General features: G+C 41.2%; 14 protein-coding genes and 1 tRNA gene. 8 read left to right on the top strand and 7 right to left on the bottom strand.

Going from position 1 to position 20,494, the window contains the following annotated elements; all coding sequences use genetic code 11:
* Positions 1-7: 7 nt before the first annotated feature.
* From ACKGJO_RS06345 to truA, 3 genes are all read right to left on the bottom strand, one after another.
* Complete coding sequence (locus ACKGJO_RS06345) at positions 8-3,394, bottom strand: PAS domain-containing sensor histidine kinase (protein WP_411322572.1); 3,387 nt, start codon at positions 3,392-3,394, stop codon at positions 8-10.
* A 648-nt stretch (positions 3,395-4,042) separates the two neighbouring features.
* Positions 4,043-4,117, bottom strand: a tRNA-Asn gene (locus ACKGJO_RS06350).
* A 72-nt stretch (positions 4,118-4,189) separates the two neighbouring features.
* The gene (truA, locus tag ACKGJO_RS06355) at positions 4,190-4,924 is read right to left on the bottom strand and encodes a tRNA pseudouridine(38-40) synthase TruA (protein WP_411322573.1); all 735 of its coding nucleotides are present in this window, start codon (positions 4,922-4,924) and stop codon (positions 4,190-4,192) included.
* 99 nt (positions 4,925-5,023) lie between these two features.
* Here truA and ACKGJO_RS06360 point away from each other — a divergent pair, with 99 nt between their 5' ends.
* Positions 5,024-5,785: a dimethylarginine dimethylaminohydrolase family protein gene (locus ACKGJO_RS06360; RefSeq protein WP_411322574.1), complete on the top strand. Its 762-nt coding sequence runs from the start codon at positions 5,024-5,026 to the stop codon at positions 5,783-5,785.
* Positions 5,786-5,794: 9 nt separating this feature from the next.
* Here the strand turns inward: ACKGJO_RS06360 and ACKGJO_RS06365 are convergent, their stop codons facing one another.
* On the bottom strand, positions 5,795-6,271 hold the full coding sequence (locus tag ACKGJO_RS06365) for a DinB family protein (protein ID WP_411322575.1): 477 nt from the start codon (positions 6,269-6,271) through the stop codon (positions 5,795-5,797).
* 270 nt (positions 6,272-6,541) lie between these two features.
* Between ACKGJO_RS06365 and tnpA the strand changes: the two genes are divergently transcribed.
* Both tnpA and ACKGJO_RS06375 read left to right on the top strand, forming a co-directional pair.
* On the top strand, positions 6,542-6,955 hold the full coding sequence (gene tnpA, locus ACKGJO_RS06370; protein ID WP_411322576.1) for an IS200/IS605 family transposase: 414 nt from the start codon (positions 6,542-6,544) through the stop codon (positions 6,953-6,955).
* A 377-nt stretch (positions 6,956-7,332) separates the two neighbouring features.
* On the top strand, positions 7,333-9,789 hold the full coding sequence (locus ACKGJO_RS06375; RefSeq protein WP_411322577.1) for a penicillin acylase family protein: 2,457 nt from the start codon (positions 7,333-7,335) through the stop codon (positions 9,787-9,789).
* A gap of 40 nt (positions 9,790-9,829) precedes the next feature.
* Here the strand turns inward: ACKGJO_RS06375 and ACKGJO_RS06380 are convergent, their stop codons facing one another.
* Positions 9,830-10,297: a thioredoxin family protein gene (locus ACKGJO_RS06380; RefSeq protein WP_411322578.1), complete on the bottom strand. Its 468-nt coding sequence runs from the start codon at positions 10,295-10,297 to the stop codon at positions 9,830-9,832.
* A gap of 16 nt (positions 10,298-10,313) precedes the next feature.
* Positions 10,314-12,509, bottom strand: coding sequence for a TonB-dependent receptor (locus ACKGJO_RS06385; protein WP_411323281.1), 2,196 nt, complete (start codon positions 12,507-12,509; stop codon positions 10,314-10,316).
* A gap of 294 nt (positions 12,510-12,803) precedes the next feature.
* On the opposite strand from ACKGJO_RS06385, the gene ACKGJO_RS06390 reads away from it, so the two are divergent.
* A complete protein-coding gene (locus tag ACKGJO_RS06390; RefSeq protein WP_411322579.1) occupies positions 12,804-15,635 on the top strand; it encodes a M16 family metallopeptidase in 2,832 nt (943 codons plus the stop codon).
* Positions 15,636-15,753: 118 nt separating this feature from the next.
* Here the strand turns inward: ACKGJO_RS06390 and ACKGJO_RS06395 are convergent, their stop codons facing one another.
* Positions 15,754-16,560, bottom strand: coding sequence for a M23 family metallopeptidase (locus tag ACKGJO_RS06395; protein WP_411322580.1), 807 nt, complete (start codon positions 16,558-16,560; stop codon positions 15,754-15,756).
* 59 nt (positions 16,561-16,619) lie between these two features.
* Here ACKGJO_RS06395 and ACKGJO_RS06400 point away from each other — a divergent pair, with 59 nt between their 5' ends.
* From ACKGJO_RS06400 to ACKGJO_RS06415, 4 genes are all read left to right on the top strand, one after another.
* Positions 16,620-17,219 carry an RNA polymerase sigma factor gene (locus tag ACKGJO_RS06400; protein ID WP_411322581.1) on the top strand — a complete coding sequence of 200 codons (600 nt, stop codon included), beginning with the start codon at positions 16,620-16,622 and terminating at the stop codon, positions 17,217-17,219.
* Between the two features lie 103 nt (positions 17,220-17,322).
* Positions 17,323-18,054 carry a hypothetical protein gene (locus tag ACKGJO_RS06405; RefSeq protein WP_411322582.1) on the top strand — a complete coding sequence of 244 codons (732 nt, stop codon included), beginning with the start codon at positions 17,323-17,325 and terminating at the stop codon, positions 18,052-18,054.
* A gap of 161 nt (positions 18,055-18,215) precedes the next feature.
* Entirely contained in the window at positions 18,216-19,424 is a 1,209-nt protein-coding gene (locus tag ACKGJO_RS06410) for a hypothetical protein (protein ID WP_411322583.1), read from the top strand.
* Between the two features lie 50 nt (positions 19,425-19,474).
* A complete protein-coding gene (locus ACKGJO_RS06415; RefSeq protein WP_411322584.1) occupies positions 19,475-20,452 on the top strand; it encodes a FecR family protein in 978 nt (325 codons plus the stop codon).
* The last annotated feature ends 42 nt before the right edge of the window (positions 20,453-20,494 follow it).

The raw sequence follows: 20,494 nt of genomic DNA on the forward strand, positions 1-20,494 counted from the left end.
ATCTATATTAGTTTCCAATTTCGCCTTTTAAAATTGTGCTTGAGCTGCCTTTTATCTCTTTTTTTCCAAAAGTCAGTGTAAATTCAGTGCCCGTATCCACACGCTTATACTGATGTTCGCCATCTAGTTGTTCTGTAAGCACCTGAATGATCATCGTTCCACTAGAATGACTCTTTTTCCCGAAATCATCGGGCAGGCCAATACCGTTATCCTTTATTTTTAGTTGAACCTGGTTATCCTGCTCGGATAAATGAACAGAAATGTTACCGCCTTTTTCTTTGGTAAATGCGTGTCTAAATGCATTTATAAGTACTTCATTTACAATTAAAGAACACGGGACGGCCTGATTAATATTTAATTGAACCTGTTCTAATGAAAAATCTATTTTTATATTTTTCCCAATATTAAAAACCCTCGCAATGTTATGGGTAAGTTTCCGGATATTTTCTGAAATATCGATTCTGGAGAAAGTTTCGTTTTGATACAGGCTCTCATGGATATTAGCTATGGTTTTGATTCTGGAGGTGCTGGCCGAGAGCCTTTCCAAGACTTCAGGGTTTTCCTCATCGAAAGACTGTAGTTGCAGCATTGCTGAGACAACCGCCAGGTTGTTTTTAACGCGATGATGAATTTCAGCCAGCATGATTTCTTTTTCTTTTAGTGATTGCTTCAGCTCATCTTCTTTTTCCAAAAGTTTCGTTATGTCTTCTTTGATAGCTACAAAATGGGTGATCTCGCCTGTATCTTCGTCCAGGATAGGTGAGATGATCGCCTTCTCCCAATATAACTCCCCATTTTTCTTAACGTTTTGGAATTCACCGGTCCATATCTTTCCTGACTTTATTGTATGCCAAAGGTCTTCATAAAATGCTTCAGACTGCTTTCCTGATTTTAAGATTCGCGGATTTCTCCCATACACTTCTTCAAATGAATATCCGGTAATTTCTGTAAAATATGGGTTTACGTAATCAATGCTTCCCTCAGAATCTGTAATAACAACCGAGACAGAACTGGCTTCAATGGCTCGGTTAAAAAGTTTAAGCTTTTCTTCTGTTTTTTTGCGCTCGGTGATATCCATGGCCATGCTGATCACTAGTCGGCGGCCGTCTGGCAATTCTCCGATGGGGGCAGAGCTAAAATCCCAGATCCGCGAGTTCCCAGAGCTGGTGGTGATTTTAAATTCACCCTCCGCCTTGGACTCATCCAGAGCATACAAGCTGTCGATGTAGGACCGCACCGGTTCCATTTTTGTACCATAGGCTTTAAGGGTCCAGTCGGCAATGGTTGGAATATCGCTGTGTTCGTAACCGGTCAGGCAAGTCCAAGGCGTATTAACGGTAACCACCTCGCCGTCTTCGGCGTGGATCATAATCGGAAAGGGCGCACCTATTACAGCCCGACGAAAGCGCGCTTCACTTTCCCGAAGTGCCAGTTCAATCTTTTTTTGTTCAGTAATATCTAGAGTTGCTCCCACATATCGCAAAAGATTGCCATCCTGATCAAAATAAGGATGCGCTTTGTCATATACCCATCTAACGTCACCCTCTGGTCGCACTATACGGTGTTCCAGTTCATATACTTCCCGGTTTTGCATGGCCGCTTTAAAAGTATCATCAAATAACTTCGCATCTTCAGGATGAATATATTTTTCCAGCATTTCATCATATTCCGGAGAGGGTTCGCTGGGGTCGAGCCCATAAATGCGGTATTCTTCATCTGACCAGATAGTAGATTGAGTGGCTGCGATATATTCAAAACTTCCAAGGTGAGCAATTTCCTGAGAATTACTCATAATTCGGGTTATCCGTTTTAATTCCTCTTCTGCTTTCTTTCGCTCGGTAATGTCGTTATGCACCGATACCCATACCTCACCATATTCGATATGCTTGAATGTCGAAACATTAGCTATGCACCAAAATTCGGTTCCATTTTTTTTGATATTGTGAATCTCACCGCTCCAAGTTCCTTTTTCCGTCAGAGCTTGAATAACTTCTTCGGCCTTTTCCTCTGGATTTTTATTTGTTGGCGCATTAAGAATACTCACATGTTTACCAATAAGCTCTCCAGAGTCATAACCAAACATGTGGTCAAAAGTTGGATTTGTATAGACAATCGCTCCATCACTGCTTCGAATTAAATAGACACCTTCAGCTAAATTTTCTGTAATTTTGCTTTGAAATTGTAATTCTTGCTCTGCCTGTTTGCGCTCACTCACATCTTGCGCTAAAATAGCAATTTCCTCTCCCATCGAGGTAATTACAAGCCGGAGCCAGGTTGGTTCTGACAATACTTCCCCAGCATATACATCCTGTAAAACTTTTGGTTTCCCTGTACTAGAAACTTCTACATACGAGTCAAATATTTCTGTTCCCTTATGAGTTGGAAATACGTCAAGTAAGCGTTTACCAATTACATCCTGATCTTGGGTACCGTTAATACGTGCAATAGTCTGATTCTGATAAACCCAGACAAAATCAATGATTTCGTTTTGCTCATTTCGTAATGGATGAAGTATCGTAAATCCATCCGGAGACAGTTCCTGCGCAATTCTAAATTGCTCTTCACTTTTCTCTAGTGCCATTTCCGCCTGTTTGCGCTTACTTATATCTTGCGTACTTCCATATAGCTTAATGCATGTTCCCCTTTCCTGAATGGCATCCCCTGTCGTACGTATCCATTTCTCATTTCCTTTGGCGGTAGTAATTTTTAGCTCAAGATCGTATGCCTTACCATTTTCTATAGCCTCATGTACCGCCTGCTGAATAGCCGTTCGATATTTGCCTTCTGGATAAAAGTCGATGGCTGTTTCCACATCAGGCTGATAATCCTGGTCTACCTCATGAAGGTTTTTTACCTCAGTTGACCAATATAGTACATCATGAACCAAGTCTAGTTCCCAGTGACCAATATTCGCCAAATGATAGGATTTGTCTCGTAAACTAGCTTTTTCTGCCCCTAATTCTTTATTTTTTGTCTCTGTAATATCATGGTGTGCTCCCAACAATCTAACGGGTTTACCGGTTTCATCCCGAATTATCATGCCCCGACAACGAATCCAAACCGTTGAGCCATTTTTATGTGTATATCTGACTAACTGATTATAAAGATGTTTAGGGTTTTCACTATGTTTGCGGAAATTTTCATTAGTAATAGCCAGATCATCCTCATGGATTATATCCTGCCAGGCTGCTGACTTATGTGGCATATCTTCCGGATCATACCCTAATACCTCCCAGAATCTGTTATTCATCCACATATTTTCTGGGCTCTCTAAATCCCGGTACCATAATCCGTCTAATGGCCCTTCCTGAATAAAATCAAATATACTCTCATCGGTTTTAATTAACTCGTAGAGTTCTTTTTTTAAGTAATTACTTTTGATTTTACTACCCATGTGTCCCTAATTTTTGCAACGATTTTCAGCAAGATTACCAATCCATATATTAGCCTCGGAATATTTTAGTAGTTAACAACAAGCTAATGCTTAGTAGTATTTTTCAATTATGAACATACTATTAATATGTGTTTTCTTAATGAAGATAAGTTATTGCCCATTTAAGAAGCGTTTTCTGTGTTTGTATACTAAAAAATTCGATTTAGACTAACCTCTCTTAGCTTGGCTACCTTAAAATGAGATCAAGTATAGACTATCAATTATTGCTGGAAGAGTGAAGGGTTTTGGGAGACCTTTGAGTATAGCAAAGATGCTTGACAAGATCAGTGAGATTAAAGGCATTATTTCAGAAAAAGAAGAAGAAATTAGATCACTGGAAAATTCTATTCAGCTGGAAGATGAACAGTACATTCAGATCATTGAAGAGTTCAATTTCATATTCCAGGAAAAGGATCCTAATGAAAAAAAGGACATAATAAAGACCTTGATCAGAAACGTAGAATCTACAGTGGTCAAGAAAACAGATAAGGGTAGTAGCGGAGAGATAAAAATCAACTATGTCTGTGATCATTATCTTATTTCAGAATGGAACGAAATAAAAAATGCGAACTCTGATAAAGGTATCAAAGTTCGCACTTCATTTGGGCCTGGCTCCCCGGGTAGGATTCGAACCTACGACCAATTGATTAACAGTCAACTGCTCTGCCACTGAGCTACCGAGGAATATCAGTGAATTCCCTTGTTGAAGGGGCGACAAATATAAAGACATTCATCACCTACTTTCAACACTTTTCTTCACTTTTTATAGAAAACTTTTTCCAGCACTAATCCACGTGCCGGTGCTGTAAAAGTAGGAATCTCAGCATCGGGTTCCTGAAGCACTCTTTTGAAGTCTTCGATCGACATTTTCCCCTGTGCGACACGTACCATTGTTCCCACCAATCGGCGTACCATATTTCTGAGAAAGCGGTTTGCCCTGATCCGGTATCGAATGACATCACCGTCTGTATCAAATAAGGATCTTTGAATTTTACACAATGTGGTATAGTTATCCTCATTGAATTTTGAAAATCCTGCAAAGTCGAACTCCCCGTTCAACAATGCTGCGCAATCCTCCAACAATTTTAGATCTACAGTCTGTCGTAATGCCCAGCTGTGATGTCGCATCAAAGGAATCGGCCTGGTTGTGATGGTATATTCATATTCCCTGGAAATGGCATCAAAACGGGCGTGAAAGGATTCATGTACTTCTTCATATTCAATAACCTGTACCTCATCACCCACTAAACCATTAACACCCTGCAAGACCCTTTCTATATCTGTACCCTCAGGTAAGTCCATATGAGCTATCTGCCCCCTCGCATGCACACCTGCATCAGTTCTCCCCTGTCCGATCAGATCTATATCCTGCTGTAGTACTTTTGAGAAAACCTGCTCAAGAACACCTTCCACCGTTCGGTCTGTTGGCTGGATCTGCCACCCTGAAAAATCAGTTCCGTCAAATTCTATGGATAGCTTATACTTTTGCATCAAATATCATTACCATTTAAATTAATAATTATGATCAGACCTTTTCAAAATAGAGGAATAAGGTACCTACATTTTCCGATAAATATTAGCTGACACCCTATGTTCAAAAATGTTATCGTACGTAAACCTTGCCCAAATTTGGTATCGGGAATTACCACAGCCGATCTCGGAAAACCAGACTATCACAAAGCGCTTCTTCAACATTCTCAATATGTTGATGCTCTTAAGAAACTTGGTTTAGACGTAACAGTTCTGGAAGCCGACAATAGATTTCCGGATTCTGTATTCGTTGAAGATGTAGCCATCTGTACTGAAAAATGTGGTGTAATAACCCGGCCCGGTGCAAAATCCAGAAGGGATGAGATCACGATCATTGAAGACAAGATACATTCTCATTTTGACCACGTCGAATCCATCAAAGAAACAGGTACGTTAGAGGGTGGGGACGTCATGATGATTGATGACACATTCTATGTCGGACTTTCTGATCGTACCAATGAGGCAGGGATAAAGCAGTTTCGGGATATCATGGATAAGCATGGGTTTTCGGTACATCAGGTTACTCTTGGTGATATCCTGCACCTAAAGACCGGCGTCTCATATCTTGAGAATAACACGCTGGTTATTATACCTGAAATGATTGAGATCGAATATTTTCAATCGTTCAATAAGATCGTTGTACCACCTGAAGAAGCCTATGCGGCCAATTGTATATGGATCAATGGCACGGTAATTATTCCTGCAGGATATCCGGTCACAAAACAGAAGATCAAAGTAGCCGGTTATGACATTATTGAACTGGAAATGACCGAATTCAAAAAACTGGATGGTGGTTTAAGCTGCCTTTCTCTTAGATTCTAGGCTCATAGTTCATTTTCCAAGCAATCGATAAATAATGGCCAACTGTCCGGTATGATATGCGTTATGCTGAAGAACCAGTAAGGCTTCTCGCAATAAAGTTTGGCCATCGCCATGATCCAAAGGTTTATTCAACGCGTTCGACTCATCCAGGATCAGATTCATCATTTCATCCCGTTCTTTTAGAAAAGACTTTTTTAACTTCTCCCACTCCTCTTCTGACTCGGGGGCTGGTTCCACCGGCCAGTATTCTTCCGGCCATTCCATAGGTTCATAATAAGTGTTACGGGTGAAGTCCAGTATATCAAATTGAGCCACACGCATATGAAAAAACTGCTCATAAAATGAATAAGGCAGATCTGCCGGACGTTTACCAAGATCTTCATAGTCGATCTCTTCCAGAAGCTCCTCAATTTTTAAGAAAGCTTGTCCACCTTCCAGTTGCTGTACGATCTGCTCTCTTGTAATACGATGTGAATTTACTTCCATATAATTTTTTGGTGATTGTTTATTCTATTAATGCGGGTTGTGGGAGAATCATTCAATACATCGTTTTTATCAGAGGACATTAATGACCTCTCTGATGTACTTGACATCTTAATGCTCCAAATATATTTACTCACCTAAAAACTGATCCAATCAAGTACATAAGGTTGGGTTTCACGCCTTCCTTATCAACATATCCAATACCCATAAATAAAATTGTAAGGAATATGGATTTAACCGCTCTTACTCTGAAACTCTTTAAGCTTTAGATCTATGCCAAAAACTTTTAATTCAATTTGGGTTCACGTCATTTTTAGAACGAAAAACAATGTTCCTTACTTGACTTGGGAAATAAGAAATGAGGTATGTCAATTCATCAAAACAATTGGCAACAGAAAGGGATATGCCATAGATACTGTCAATGGTGTAAAAGATCATTTACATGTCTTACTTCGAATTAATACAACACAGACTGTTGCAGAATCGGTACAATGGATAAAAGGAGCGTCATCTCATTACCTTAATGAAAAATACAAATGGTCTGATGGTTTTAAATGGCAGGAAGGATATGGTGTTTTCTCAGTAAGTCTTAACGATATCAGAACGGTTCGGAATTACATCTATAACCAAGAAAAACATCACAAAGAAAAAACATGTATTTTTAATTTTGAGAAGACTCCATCTTAATGCTACTTGCCATTATTCTTATTCCCAAGGACATAAATGACCTTTCTTGCGTACTGGAATATTTTTCATGTTGATCTAATATAAACATCGACTAAACAGCTCTTCCAGTACACAAGTGAAGGGATTAATCCCTTCTACAACTGCAACTAAATTCCAATATTTCATTTTTAGCAAGGACATAAATGACCTCGCTTGTATACCTGAAAGCGTCATAATTCAAACCATACATCATCACTGAGCATTCGCTCCTATCCGGTACAACTGCAAAGGGTTTAAATCCTTCACCATAAACCCCAAACCACCCCACTAAAAAATTGATATATAAACCATACAGAATGTTTAATTTCCGTAGTGTTTAATTTTCATCAATATGTCTTATGAATACCATATTCAAACTGCTGCTTTTCTTTTTGATACTGATCATCGGTTTTGCGGGAATTGCCTTTTACTGGACCTTCTACAAACCCCTGCCCGATTATGAGGAAACCATCACCCTGAATGGATTGAATGAATCGGTGGATATCCATTGGGATGACTTCGGAGTGCCCCATATCTACGCCGGCAACGAGCAGGATCTGTATTACGCACTTGGATATGTTCATGCCCAGGACAGACTATGGCAGATGACGCTCACACAGATCATGGCTGAAGGTCGCTTTGCAGAGTTTTTCGGAGACGATGAGGAACTGATCGAGCTTGATAAATATCAGCGTACGCTCGGGTTCTGGAAAATTGCTCAACAGTTGGTGGATACTCTTGGTCAGGATGAAAGACGGGTATTGAATGCTTATTCAAACGGAGTGAATGCCTTTATCGACAATAATTCGAATAGACTGCCGGTGGAATTTTCATTGGCTGAAATTGATCCATTGGAATGGACTCCCGTTCGCTCCCTTGCCGTAAGTCGACTTATGGGATGGGAATTGAATATGGGGTGGTGGAGTGAAGTCACTTATCAATACCTCAAAGAAAATCTGCCTGCCCGGCAGTTCGATCAGCTTCAGCTACGTTTTCCGGATGAAGCACCAACCTCTCTGGATGATTCAGAATCAATGGGTTATTCCTCTGCACTTATGCCTTTACTGAAACAGGAAATGTACAAGAGAAGGTTATTGGAAATGGAAGGAACTCACGTCGGCAGTAATGCCTGGGTGGTTGATGGCTCACTGACTGAATCCGGGTACCCTTTACTGGCGGGAGATCCGCACCTTGGTCTGGATATGCCCGGAAAGTGGTATGAGGTCCATCTTAATTTAAGTGGACGTAATGTTTCCGGTGCAACACTGGCAGGAGTTCCTGCTGTTATCATCGGTCAGAACGATCACATGGCCTGGAGCTTTACCAGTATTATGAGTGACGACACCGATTTCTACCTGGAACAGCAAGATCCTAAAGATCGGGGTCGCTACGTGGTTGATTCCCTTTCAAATGGGGAGATAGCTTTCGAGTCCTTTGAGCGTGTTCGGGAGATCATCAAAGTAAAAGACGGGGATGACCGTTCTCTTGAGATCCGATACACACAACACGGCCCTGTTATTTCTGATATATATCCGGTGCCGGAGCTTACTGAAGATAAGATCATCTCCATGCGATGGACAGGCTTTGAACTTACCAACGAAATGAAAACACTGTATAATATAAATTGGGCCGAAAATTTTCAGCAGTTCAAGGATGCACTACCCACGTTTGGCGTTCCGGGTTTAAACTTTATGTATGGTGACACAGAGGGCAATATTGCCATGTACTCGGTGGCTAAACTCCCGATCCGCTCCGGTGACCCCATAACACTCCGCCGTGGTTGGGATCCCGATCAAAACTGGCAGGGATTTATTCCATTCGATCAATTGCCACGGGTCATCAACCCTGAAGATGGGTGGATCGCTAACGCTAACAACAAGCTCACAACGGATAGTTATCCATTTTACATAGCCACATTCTGGGAGCCGCCAAGCCGGATCGAGCGCATTGAGCAGACACTCCTGAATAATGATAGTTTCACATATAAAGAATTTGAGTCGCTACAGAATGATTCGTACTCAAACTTTGCGGCCAAACTCACCCCTCTCATACTTGAGATCCTTCGTGATCAAGAGGCTTACAATTTTGATCTTCCCATTTCCTACCTGGAAAACTGGAATTTTGAATACAGTATGAGTTCCACAGCTGCTTCAATTTTTGATGTATTCTTTCTCAATTTCACCAAAAATTCCCTCCAGGATGATTTCGGGAATGAAGCTTACGAGAATTTTATCCATCACGAAACGATCCCGGTTCGAACTATGACCTCTCTTATCGAAACGGAAAGCTCCCTGTTTGATAATATCAATACGGGTGAGGTAGAAACCAAGGAGGATATCGTAGTCAAAAGTATGCAGGACGCTGTTCTTTTCCTCAGTGATTCCCTAGGAAGTGAGCCGTACGAGTGGCGCTGGGAGCAACTTCATACCATCACTTTTGAACCGCCCCTGTTTGCTCAGGCTGCTGATGCACCTGGCGCATCAACGGCCCTGAAGCTGATCGTAAATAATGTATTGAGCAAGGGACCTTACGAGGTTGAAAGTCATGGTATGAGCGTTAATAATGGTCAGTATCACTGGGATCAACCATTTGAAATGGTTCTGGGACCTTCTATTCGTCGAATATCTGACCTTTCCGATGTGAGCAGAAGCAAAAGTGTGTTGCCAACCGGTCAGTCCGGCAATCCGCTTTCCAAACACTTCGGCGACCAAACTGACAGGTGGCTGAATGGAGAATACCGGTGGCTGTATCAGGATTCAACGGCTCTTTTTGATGAAGCTGAAATACAAACCATGCGATTGGTGCCCGGGGAATAATGTGTAGTAAGCTTTTCCGGCAGGGCAATTCGAGCGTTGATCAGCTAGGTCTACTTTGAGACCACAGCTTTAATACGTGACTGTACCCTTCTTTTGATATGAATCCTTTGTAGCTGAACATTTCGTTACCACCAGGTGTCAGAAATAGGGTTTTTGGCGGTACTTCAAGGTTATACGACTCAGCAAACTGTGCCTCCGTTATTATATCGCCATTGAATCTAATAGCTTTATCAGATTCGATATTGATCCTGACCGGATAGAAATACTTATTTATCGCTTCAATTATTTCCTGTTCTTTAAATACATTCCGATCCATTTTTTTACAATAAACGCACCATTCTGCAACCGCAAAGATCAGGATATCTTTTTGTTCTGATTTAGCTTTTTCCTGTGCCATTTCCATGGAATACCACTGAAGTTCATTAGAGAGCCCCTGAGCGGTAACATCATTTAGCTCTACCAACAGCAGTGTTATTAATAATATAATACCTGTTCTGAATGTGAACATCTATGCTGATCCTCTCTTAATTGATTCGGTATCTGACTCCTAAAAGAAATCGCCGCCCCTGAAGTGGCCCATACACGTGATCGGTTGCAAAATCATCACTAAAAGGCCTTTCTGGAGCGATTAATGGATCTTCCTGAGTATAATTAAACATGTTTTTTACAGCTCCATAAATATCAAAACCTTGCCTGAACTTCTTGCTTATCTTTATATTCTGCTCTGTGTAAACCTCAGATACAGAGGGTGCATTAGGATATTTCGGGAGGTTCATTCTGCCAACCACTCTCCCGGTATAATCGATGTAGGTTTCAATTGAATCCCACCCGTATGACAGCGTGAATACACTATTGAAGTTAGGGGCAAAAGGAAGATCTCTCCGTATTCCGGTACTGTTCTTGAATACATCCTGAAATGTTATCCCTGCAGAATACATCAAAGGACCTGGAAAATTATGTGCTATACTCAAAGAAACTCCACGACTCACAGAGTATCTATCTAAATTGCCGTATCTGATCTCATTTTCAACTTCATAAGTTGGTATGATTTGATTTGTGAAATAAGTATAGAATGCATCAACATCCATATTCAGTACTGAAACTCCGATATCCACTATCTGATTCAGGTTTACCGCCATATTATAAGATCTTTCCGGTTCCAGATCTTCAGTCACAATAACCTCTCTGGACCCTGACAAAGCTTCATGCTCTTCAGTAAAAAGGTTAACAACTCTGAATCCCGTTCCCGCATTAAATCGGAGAGTTGTATGATCAGTTGGCGATAGCTTAAGATTGATGCGTGGGGAATAGATTAACCCATGATCTTCAAAATGGTCGACCCGTGCTCCAAGAAGGCCTGTGAAAGTTGGGCTAAAGATCTGTTCATACTGTGCGAATAATCCCGGTATGAATCGCTCATCAACTGACCCATTTTCTAACCGCTGTTCATTAAAGGTTTGGTCAAGCTTATCAAATCTTAAAGCAGCCCCTAACAACACATTTTGATCATAACGAAACTGTTTATCCCAAATCAGGTTCGCAAAGTAAAACTGCTGATTGGCTTCATAACGATAATCGCCATAGTAACTGTCCTGATCATGATAACTGTAAGAGTAGTCTACCCTAACAACTTCATTTACCGGAAGTTCATAAGTGCCGAGCAATTCAAATCTGTTGGTCTCGATCGCCTCCCCGTAAATACTGTCGCTTCCTTTCAAAGATTCATTAAATTCAGAAGTACCTCCTACTCTGTTTTCGTAGTTGTACTTCCAGGCCACATTCATTTTTCTTCCATTTGGCCTGTCAAAACTCCATTTATTAAATAAGGAGATACGATCTCTTTTGGTGGCATCTGCAAAGTTATCTCCATTCTGATCAAGGAATTTATCGAAGTAGAAGCCATTCCCACTGAATAATGTTGAAAATCCTTCTGTATCCGGTGAGTAGGCAAGGTCTATGTTATTTTCCCGGTGACTGGTAGTATACGCTTCCAGATTTAACTTGGACGTTGTTTCAGGATCTTTGGTGCGAATATTGATAACTCCTCCCATTGCTTCTGAACCATACAGGGTTGAATTAGGGCCTTTTATAATCTCCACACTTTCTATGACACTCGTATTGATCCCATTCAACCCATATACTGAAGCAAGTGATCCCATGATCGGCATTCCATCTATAAGAACTGCTGTATAAGCGCCATTCATCCCATTTATTCGAATGTTACTGGTACTGCATACGCCACAATCTACCTGATTGAATAGGCCATTAATGTAACTGACCGATTCCATGAGATTATTACCAGGGTTCTTACGCAAATATCGATTCGAAACCACGTTTACTTTCACCGGTGAGTCACTGACAAACGTCTCCCTCATTGTACCCGTTACCACCACTTGATCCATCTCGACCAGTCTTTCCCTCAATTCAATATTAAGTTCAAGAGCTTGCCCTGCTTCTAACTGTATCTGTTTTTTAAATGACTTATGACTAATTCCCGAGGCTTGCAACTCATATTTACCGGGTGTAATACCCTCAATCAAATAATAACCTGAACTATCTGAGCTTGTGCCTTTGCCGATATCAACAAATCCAATACTTATCCCTGCCATAGGGTCACCGTTCGAAGTAATATAACCGGAGACTCTAGCATTTTTTTGCGCTTGCAGGCTGCTATTGAAATAAAGTAGTAAGCTTATAGTAATAGAAAAGTATTTAATTATAACTTATTTTTTAGTTAAGACTAAAAATATAATAAGTCTAATGTACTTTCAATGGATCAGGTAGTATCATTTCTAACCTGATGACCCCTAAAACCAAATATTGGCAGGAAATTTTAAATACACGGGTTAAATTGAGAGGAGTTTAAAGATTTTTGTTCATCCTGATCTTTAAAACAGGCAGCTACCATTTAATTTTATGCTGAAATATTCGGATTGGGAATACAACAAAACATTTACAAACACGTACAGCCTGTGCTGTTATATTTGGCAAAAATGATCCTTAATCAATCTCGTATGAAATCACGCATTTTCTCAATCCTTTCTTCTATTCTCCTCCTAGCTTTTGTAAGCACTTCCTGCTCTCAGCAAGAACAAACTGAGTTCTCAGTCGATTATGAGAAATTCACGCTAGATAATGGACTCGAGGTTATTTTCCATAAAGATAATTCTGATCCCGTTACCGCTGTGGCTTTGACTTTCCATGTAGGTTCTGCCCGAGAAATTGAGGGAAGAACCGGTTTTGCCCATTTATTTGAGCACCTGTTATTTCTTGAGTCAGAAAACCTCGGGAAAGGCGGACTTGATGAAATGAGTTCACGCATTGGGGGTTCAGGAGCCAACGGTTCTACGAGCCGTGATCGTACCAATTACTTCCAAACGGTTCCGAAGGATGCCCTGGAGAAAATGATATGGGCTGAAGCCGATAAGCTCGGTTATTTTATCAACACGGTTACTGAAGATGTGCTGGCCAAGGAGAAGCAGGTCGTAAAGAATGAAAAACGTCAGGGTGTTGACAATCAGCCTTACGGGCATGCCAGTTATGTGATCGGTAAAAATCTATACTCTGAAGATCACCCCTACAGCTGGCAGGTGATCGGCTCCCTGGAGGATCTGCAAAATGCTACTCTTCAGGATGTAAAGGATTTCTATAATCGCTGGTATGTGCCAAACAATGCTACACTGGTCATTGCCGGTGATTTTGATTCTGAGCAAGCTAAAGAATGGGTTCAAAAATATTTTGATGAGATCCCTCGCGGTGAGGAAATTGAACCACTTGCCGACCGTCCTGCTTCCCTGGATGAAACTAAAAAACTGTATTACGAGGATAATTTTGCCCGCCTGCCCGAGCTAAGGATGGTGTGGCCTGGAGTGGATCTGTATCATGAAGATGCCTATGCCCTTGATATCCTCACTCAGCTTCTTTCTGACGGAAAAAAAGCTCCGCTTTATCAGGTATTGGTAGAGGAAGAAGAACTCACCTCAAATGTGTTTATGCGAAATGGTAATTCAGAAATAGCCGGAGAAATATCGCTGATAACCCGAGCTTATCCTGGCACCGATCTCAATGAAGTTGAATCTGCTGTATATGATGCCTTCACTCGATTTGAAGAAGAAGGTTTTTCTGACGATGACCTGAATCGCATCAAGGCCGGCATAGAGACAAATTTTTATAACGGACTCTCAAGCGTTCTCGGAAAAGCATTTCAACTGGCGCAGTACAATATCTTTGCGGATGATCCTGGCTACATCAACGAAGACATTCAGAAAACCCTTGCTGTGACCAAGGAAGATGTAATGAGAGTATACGAGCAGTACATAATGTATAAACCCTTTGTTGCCACAAGTTTTGTGCCTCAGGGACAAACCGATCTTATTTTAGACAACTCTGTTCAGGCAGAAGTTGAAGAGGAGCAGATTGTGGCTGCGGGTCGGGGTGAGGAGTTTGAAATTCCTGAAGAAACAGATTACGAACGTACTCCCTCTAGCTTTGACCGTTCTGTTGAACCCCCTTTCGGTGAGACCCCGACCCCGGCTATTCCTGAAGTTTGGGAAACTGAACTTGCCAACGGATTGAATATCTATGGAATTGAAACAAATGAGTTGCCTCTTGTTGAATTTGAGATCACTTTAGACGGAGGATTAATGCTTGAAGATCCGGAAAAAGTGGGCGTTTCTAATCTCATGGCAACCCTGATGACCAAGGGTACGGCTAACAAAACACCGGAAGAACTGGAAGAAGCCATCGACCTGTTAGGTGCCAGTATCAATGTATATGCCGGCCAACAATCTTTGACTATCCGCGGTAACTCTCTGGCTAGAAATTATAATGAAACCATTACACTGGTGGAAGAGATCATGCTGCAACCCCGCTGGGATGCACGAGAATTTGAGTTGGCCAAACAGAGTACCCTAAGTCAGATCGCACAGCAAAGTGCCAACCCAAACAGCATTGCTTCAAATACCTTCAACAAGCTGCTTTACGGTGAAGAACATATACTTTCCTACAACTCCATTGGAACCACCAACACCGTTGAGAATATCACACTTGATGATCTGAAAGAGTACTATAATGCCTACTTCTCCCCATCAGTTGCTGATATGCATGTCGTTGGTGCAATAAGCGAAAATGATGTAGTTGCTTCTCTTTCCAGCATTGAAGAGAACTGGGATAATAAAGCTGTCGAGATTCCCGAATTCGATCTTCCTGATGCACCCGAATCTTCCACAGTCTATTTCTACGATGTGCCCGATGCCAAACAGTCCGTTCTGCGTTTCGGTTATCTTGCCATGCCTGAAACCCATCCTGATTTCTACCCTGCTACCATTATGAATTACAAACTTGGCGGTGGTGGTTTTGCGTCACGACTGACACAGGAACTTCGTGAAGGTAAAGGTTACACCTATGGTATTCGGTCCGGTTTTTCGGGTTCTGATATAGCCGGTCCATTTAGTATCTCAAGTGGTGTAAGGACAAACGTTACCTATGAATCTGCAGCTCTTGTTAAGGAGATCCTGGAAGAATACCCAGAGACATTTTCTGATGAGGACCTCAAAAACACCAAGAGTTATCTTATAAAAAGCTCTGCCCGTCAGTTTGAAACATCCGGTTCAAAGCTGAATATGTTATCAAATATCAGCTCTTACGGCTGGTCGCCTGATTACGTACAGGAAAGACAGGAAACGGTTCAAGCCATTACAAAAGAAGAAATTCAGGAACTCGCAAGAACCTATGCAAATCCGAACAAGATGGTCTGGCTGGTAGTCGGTGACGCCAAAACTCAGATGGATCGTCTGGAACAGCTTGGTTTTGGTGAGCCGATCCTTGTGAATGAATATTTTGAGTAGGTTGTGGATGTTAGTTGTAGATGTTAGGCGTGAGATATAAGACGTGAGACGTGAGATTAAAGATGATAGATGTGTACCTTATTCTAATGTCTTTAATCTCATGTCTTATATCTAACATCTAATATCCGATATAGGACTCACCGGCCTGTAATTCTCCGATCCCCTTTCGAGTTGCAAATTGAACCGGAATAGAGATAAATCCGCCTCCGTGTTTTGCTTTTTTAACCACAAAGTGAAGATGAGGTCCGGTGGCAAATCCTGTGGCTCCGGAATACCCTATAAGCTGACCCATTCGCACTCTTTGTCCCGGTTGCACGTTTACACCACGATGTTTTAAATGCGAGTAATCAGCGAAAGTGCCGTCATCATGCATTATTGTGATGAAATTTGCGTACTCCATGAATTCTGCGGTTGGACCACCTTTGGTATTTCCTCCTTCCATCATAACCACTTTTCCGTGTCGGGCGGCATATATTGGTGTGCCTTCGGGCATTGCAAAATCCAGGGCATGAGGTAGTTCGCCCTGATGAGAAAATGCTCCGTTAAAACCCTGGGTAAGCAAGTATTCCTCACCGATCGGGAACGGGAGTCTATACGCAAAAGAATCATTATGCCGAACGTTGATATCTCCCATATAATACCGGTATCGGGAACTGTAATCCCAACCTGCTGATAGATTAGAATATTCAAAATCCATGAGCTTTTGTTCCGTATTAGGTTGAAGCACCTGCACAAGTGGAAGGCCTTTGCTTGGTTTCAGGTTTTCGTACTCCACCATATACTCCAGGGTAACCGGGTAAAGATTTGAGTTATTAGCGTAGATCTCGATCCCGGTTTCAGTTTCAATTCGGTAAACATTGACTGAACTGTTATCTTGGGTCAATCCTGAAGTCAACAAGATCAAAAGGAATAAGATCGTTTTCATACGAGTTTCTTTTTGTAATTCACTTTAATAATATCGGCAAAATAACGACATCATCTTAAATGGAATTAACCTTAATTCAAATTCTCCTGCTTTTAGGGGCGGCCATCGATCAAGATATTGACGATTCTGAGATTTACCTCAGAATTAAAAACGGAGATCAAAAAGCTTTTAAGACCTTCTTTGAGAATCATCATGACGAGCTGTTTCGCTACCTGAAACAGAAAGGAGTGGCAAAAGAAGCCGCCGAAGATTTGATTCAGAAAGCCTTTATCTACATCTGGGAAAACCGGGCTGGTATCGATGAGACAAAATCTTTACGAGCCTATCTGTTTCGTATCGCCTATACCAGAATGCTGAATCTGTTTCGTGATCATTCTAAATTTGATAAGAATCAGGAGGTACCTGATGTAGCTGAGGCTAATAGTGCAGCGGATGAAGATATCAACCGAAAAGAGCTGAATCAGACCATCGAAAATGCGATCTCGGCTATGCCGGATAAAAGGCAGGAAGTTTTCAGGTTATGTTTTCTTCAGGAGTTCACCTATAAAGAAGCGGCTGAAACGCTTCAGGTATCTGTTAAGACCATTGAAAATCACATGGGACTGGCACTTAAAGACCTGCGCTCTTCTCTTTCTCAGGTAGCCAAAGATTATTTATAATTTCTTTTGGGGGTACACTCCTTTACGTGTGTAATAAGGATGAACACAAGACAGTTGGAAGCTGTTTGCTTAACCGAATAACTACACATAAAGGATTATAACAATGAATTTTTCAAGATTGTTTACCCCATTAACACTGCTCTTCGCGGCCCTTCTTATTACAACCGGGTGCGACCTCGCAAACTCTGACAATGACGGACCAAAAGATGTCGCCGTCAAAATGCAGGTCAACACGAATTCTACTGCTGCTAAATACAAAGCCGTAAGCCTTGATTCTTTGACTGAGATCAAATTTCTGGTCGAAGAACTGGAACTTGAAAGCGTTTCAGATGACTCAGCTGATTTTGAAGTTGAAAACCTGATCGTAAATCTTCCTTTAGACGGAAGCCCCATTGAATTGACCTCTCATGGTATCCCTTACGGTTTATATGATGAGTTTGAGATGGAGATCGAAAATGATGACGATGAAAATACTATTAACGACCCTGACTTTATTAAAGATGGAGATGACGATGGGTATTCAATGGTGATCAAAGGTTCTTATAACGGTGAAGAATTCATGTTCAGAACCGATACTGACTTTGAGATCGAATTGGATCTGAATCCACCTCTGGAGATCAGCGAAACGAGTGGTTCACCTTCAGTTGCCATCAATATCGATCCATCCGGTTGGTTTGTAGATTCTCAGGGCAACTCCCTTGATCCTACTGATCCAAATAACAAAGAGATCATCGAAGAAAACATCGAAAATTCTTTCGATGCTGAGGGAGATGACGACGATGATGATGAAGACGACCAAGACGACGATGATGATGATGACAACGACGACGATTAATTACTTATACGTTTCTTTAACATAACCCAATCAAACCCTGCCATCTGAACAATGGCAGGGTTTTTCTTATTTTATCAGACCGTAAAAACTTTTACCATCTATTAGGGGTTCACACCGTTTAATGTGTAATATCTGTGAACACCAACAACGAATTTTTAATCATGAAAGCACTAATAACGAACTTATCAAAAGCAACCGGATTAATTCTTACTTCAGCACTGATCTTCTCAGCTTGTAGCCTCGGAGATGTATCCAGTGAACTCAACAACAATGAATTGACTCCGGAAGAAATGGAGGCAGCAAGTCAGATCATGGGAGAAGCCCTTTCAGATGATAATGACGGCGTATTTTCCAGTTTGAATGATGCACTGGCTACGGTTTCAAGTGATGGTTTTTCCCAAGAGAATACATCCTTTAAAAATGACGATGATGACGATGATTATTCCGGAAGAGGCAATGAACGTAATTTCAATTACGAATATGATCCTGCCACAGGTACCCACACTTTGAGTTTTGACCGAAGTGTAGTTAAACCTAATTTCGAGAAAAATATCTCGGCCCTTTTAACCTATATTTTCACCGATATTGATGATCAATTCATTGCAATGCCTCGAGTAAATAAAGACCGTATCGAGAACATTGAGTTTACAGCCAACAGAAATGGAGACAAAACCAGTAATTTCCGCTCCTCTGATTTCAGCAGAGCTGATACCTTTGCGATCACCGGCGTCAGCGATGCCACATCTATACTTACACTGGATGGAAAACATACAGGCAATGGCTCGATAACAGGTGTCCGTGGAAATGGTGATACCTTTGAGCGTTCATTCGTAAACGAGATCAATTTACTCGATGTCCAGATCAACAAGGACACCGTAGCATACTATGGCTCACTAGAACAAGGTGTTACCGGTACTTTGACTTACGAAATGAGTCTTTACAAAAATAATAATGGTGACGAGTCAACCAAAACCGTTTCAGGAACTATTGAGATGGATGGTGATGGAACTGCTCTGCTGCGATTCGAGAACTTGGCGAAGATCTTCAAAGTAAACCTCCAAACAGGTATAGTTACCGATGATGAAGATGACTTGGAAGCGATGGTCAGCGAAATTGATACCGTTGAAAGAACCGTTCTTCTCAGCAACGATATCTTAGTGATCATTACCGGTCGAACCGAAGTAGAAGGCGACGAAGGGATTGAAACTCTGGAAGAAGTTGCAGTAGCTCTGGAAGCAGGTACTGTAGTTTATGCTGAAGTTGAAGGATACATTAGTCCCCAAGATCAAACCAGATTTATCGCCGATGAGATCGAATTCGAATACGAGAACGATGACAGCGACGATGATGATAATGATGATGACAACTAGTCAATAAAATTCAATAATACCGGGTAAGTAACTCTTACCCGGTTATTTATATGGCAAACAACCCTAACATATTACCTCCTAACGATCCTGATCTTCTTTTGGCAAAAAGAATCGGAGAAGTTTTGCCCGATCTGAAGACCTTGGATGCTGAAGAGGATTCTTTGCTCATTGACCTTTTCAATTATAAAAGATCTGTCGAAGAGAGGGAAAAAGAGACTATTAATTCAGTTAGCATTTGGGATTCCATAGAAAGCAGGATCAATGAATCAGGTTCAGAGAATGCCAAAGGCAGGATTCTAAACTTTTCACCCGCAATCAGGCGTTTTGCTATTGCGGCTTCGATCCTTATCGCAGCCATTGTCGGAAGCTTCCTGCTTCAGGATCAACCCCAGTCAACTCTAATCGGTGAAAGTTTTGCTTCAATTAGTCAAGTCACTCTAAATGATGGTTCAACTGTAAGTCTCCGACCCTACTCTAAGATCTTTGCAATTGAGGAAGGTGATGCCAAAATGTTTTATAAACTGGAAGGAGAGGCTTATTTTGATGTGACCTCAGATCCACAGAGAATCTTTTCTGTTGAAACCGAACGATCGAAAGTTGAGGTACTCGGTACAAAATTTGTTTTAAGCGAATGGGGAAACACCTCAAATGTGTATCTTGAAGAAGGGCGTATTAAGTTTGAGTCCCTAGATTCAGGCAATTCTGTTGTTCTTGAACCAGGTGAATCCTCCAGAATCGATATAAATACTCTTTCACCTGAAATTATTCAAAAAGACCCTCAGGTCTTTAAAGATTGGTTGAATAACGAACTTGTATTCAGTAACGACCGTGTGGGCGATATTTTCAATGAACTTGAACAGCATTATAATATTAGAATTCAGAGTTCAGAATCCATTGAAGACGAAACTCTCAGTGGATCGATCGAATTAGACAATATTGATGCTGTGCTACGTGATTTCGAACTTGTACTGGGTGGCAACTTTACGAAAATTGATAGCAATTCTTACGAATTTAAAGCCGATTCTTAATTGATGATCAAAAACTTCTTCTATTCGGTCTTTTTGGGGATA

The organism is Gracilimonas qinghaiensis (assembly GCF_046602855.1).
In the GTDB taxonomy this organism is placed as follows: Bacteria; Bacteroidota; Rhodothermia; order Balneolales; family Balneolaceae; genus Gracilimonas.

What these genes read in the sequence shown, in the direction of transcription:
- ACKGJO_RS06375 (WP_411322577.1), top strand. Translation starts at nt 7,333, where the DNA reads ATGAATACCATATTCAAACTGCTGCTTTTCTTTTTGATACTGATCATC.
- ACKGJO_RS06415 (WP_411322584.1), top strand. Translation starts at nt 19,475, where the DNA reads ATGGCAAACAACCCTAACATATTACCTCCTAACGATCCTGATCTTCTT.
- truA (WP_411322573.1), bottom strand. Translation starts at nt 4,924, where the DNA reads ATGCAAAAGTATAAGCTATCCATAGAATTTGACGGAACTGATTTTTCA.
- ACKGJO_RS06380 (WP_411322578.1), bottom strand. Translation starts at nt 10,297, where the DNA reads ATGTTCACATTCAGAACAGGTATTATATTATTAATAACACTGCTGTTG.
- ACKGJO_RS06360 (WP_411322574.1), top strand. Translation starts at nt 5,024, where the DNA reads ATGTTCAAAAATGTTATCGTACGTAAACCTTGCCCAAATTTGGTATCG.
- ACKGJO_RS06345 (WP_411322572.1), bottom strand. Translation starts at nt 3,394, where the DNA reads ATGGGTAGTAAAATCAAAAGTAATTACTTAAAAAAAGAACTCTACGAG.
- ACKGJO_RS06395 (WP_411322580.1), bottom strand. Translation starts at nt 16,560, where the DNA reads ATGAAAACGATCTTATTCCTTTTGATCTTGTTGACTTCAGGATTGACC.
- ACKGJO_RS06390 (WP_411322579.1), top strand. Translation starts at nt 12,804, where the DNA reads ATGAAATCACGCATTTTCTCAATCCTTTCTTCTATTCTCCTCCTAGCT.
- ACKGJO_RS06400 (WP_411322581.1), top strand. Translation starts at nt 16,620, where the DNA reads ATGGAATTAACCTTAATTCAAATTCTCCTGCTTTTAGGGGCGGCCATC.
- ACKGJO_RS06410 (WP_411322583.1), top strand. Translation starts at nt 18,216, where the DNA reads ATGAAAGCACTAATAACGAACTTATCAAAAGCAACCGGATTAATTCTT.
- tnpA (WP_411322576.1), top strand. Translation starts at nt 6,542, where the DNA reads ATGCCAAAAACTTTTAATTCAATTTGGGTTCACGTCATTTTTAGAACG.
- ACKGJO_RS06365 (WP_411322575.1), bottom strand. Translation starts at nt 6,271, where the DNA reads ATGGAAGTAAATTCACATCGTATTACAAGAGAGCAGATCGTACAGCAA.
- ACKGJO_RS06405 (WP_411322582.1), top strand. Translation starts at nt 17,323, where the DNA reads ATGAATTTTTCAAGATTGTTTACCCCATTAACACTGCTCTTCGCGGCC.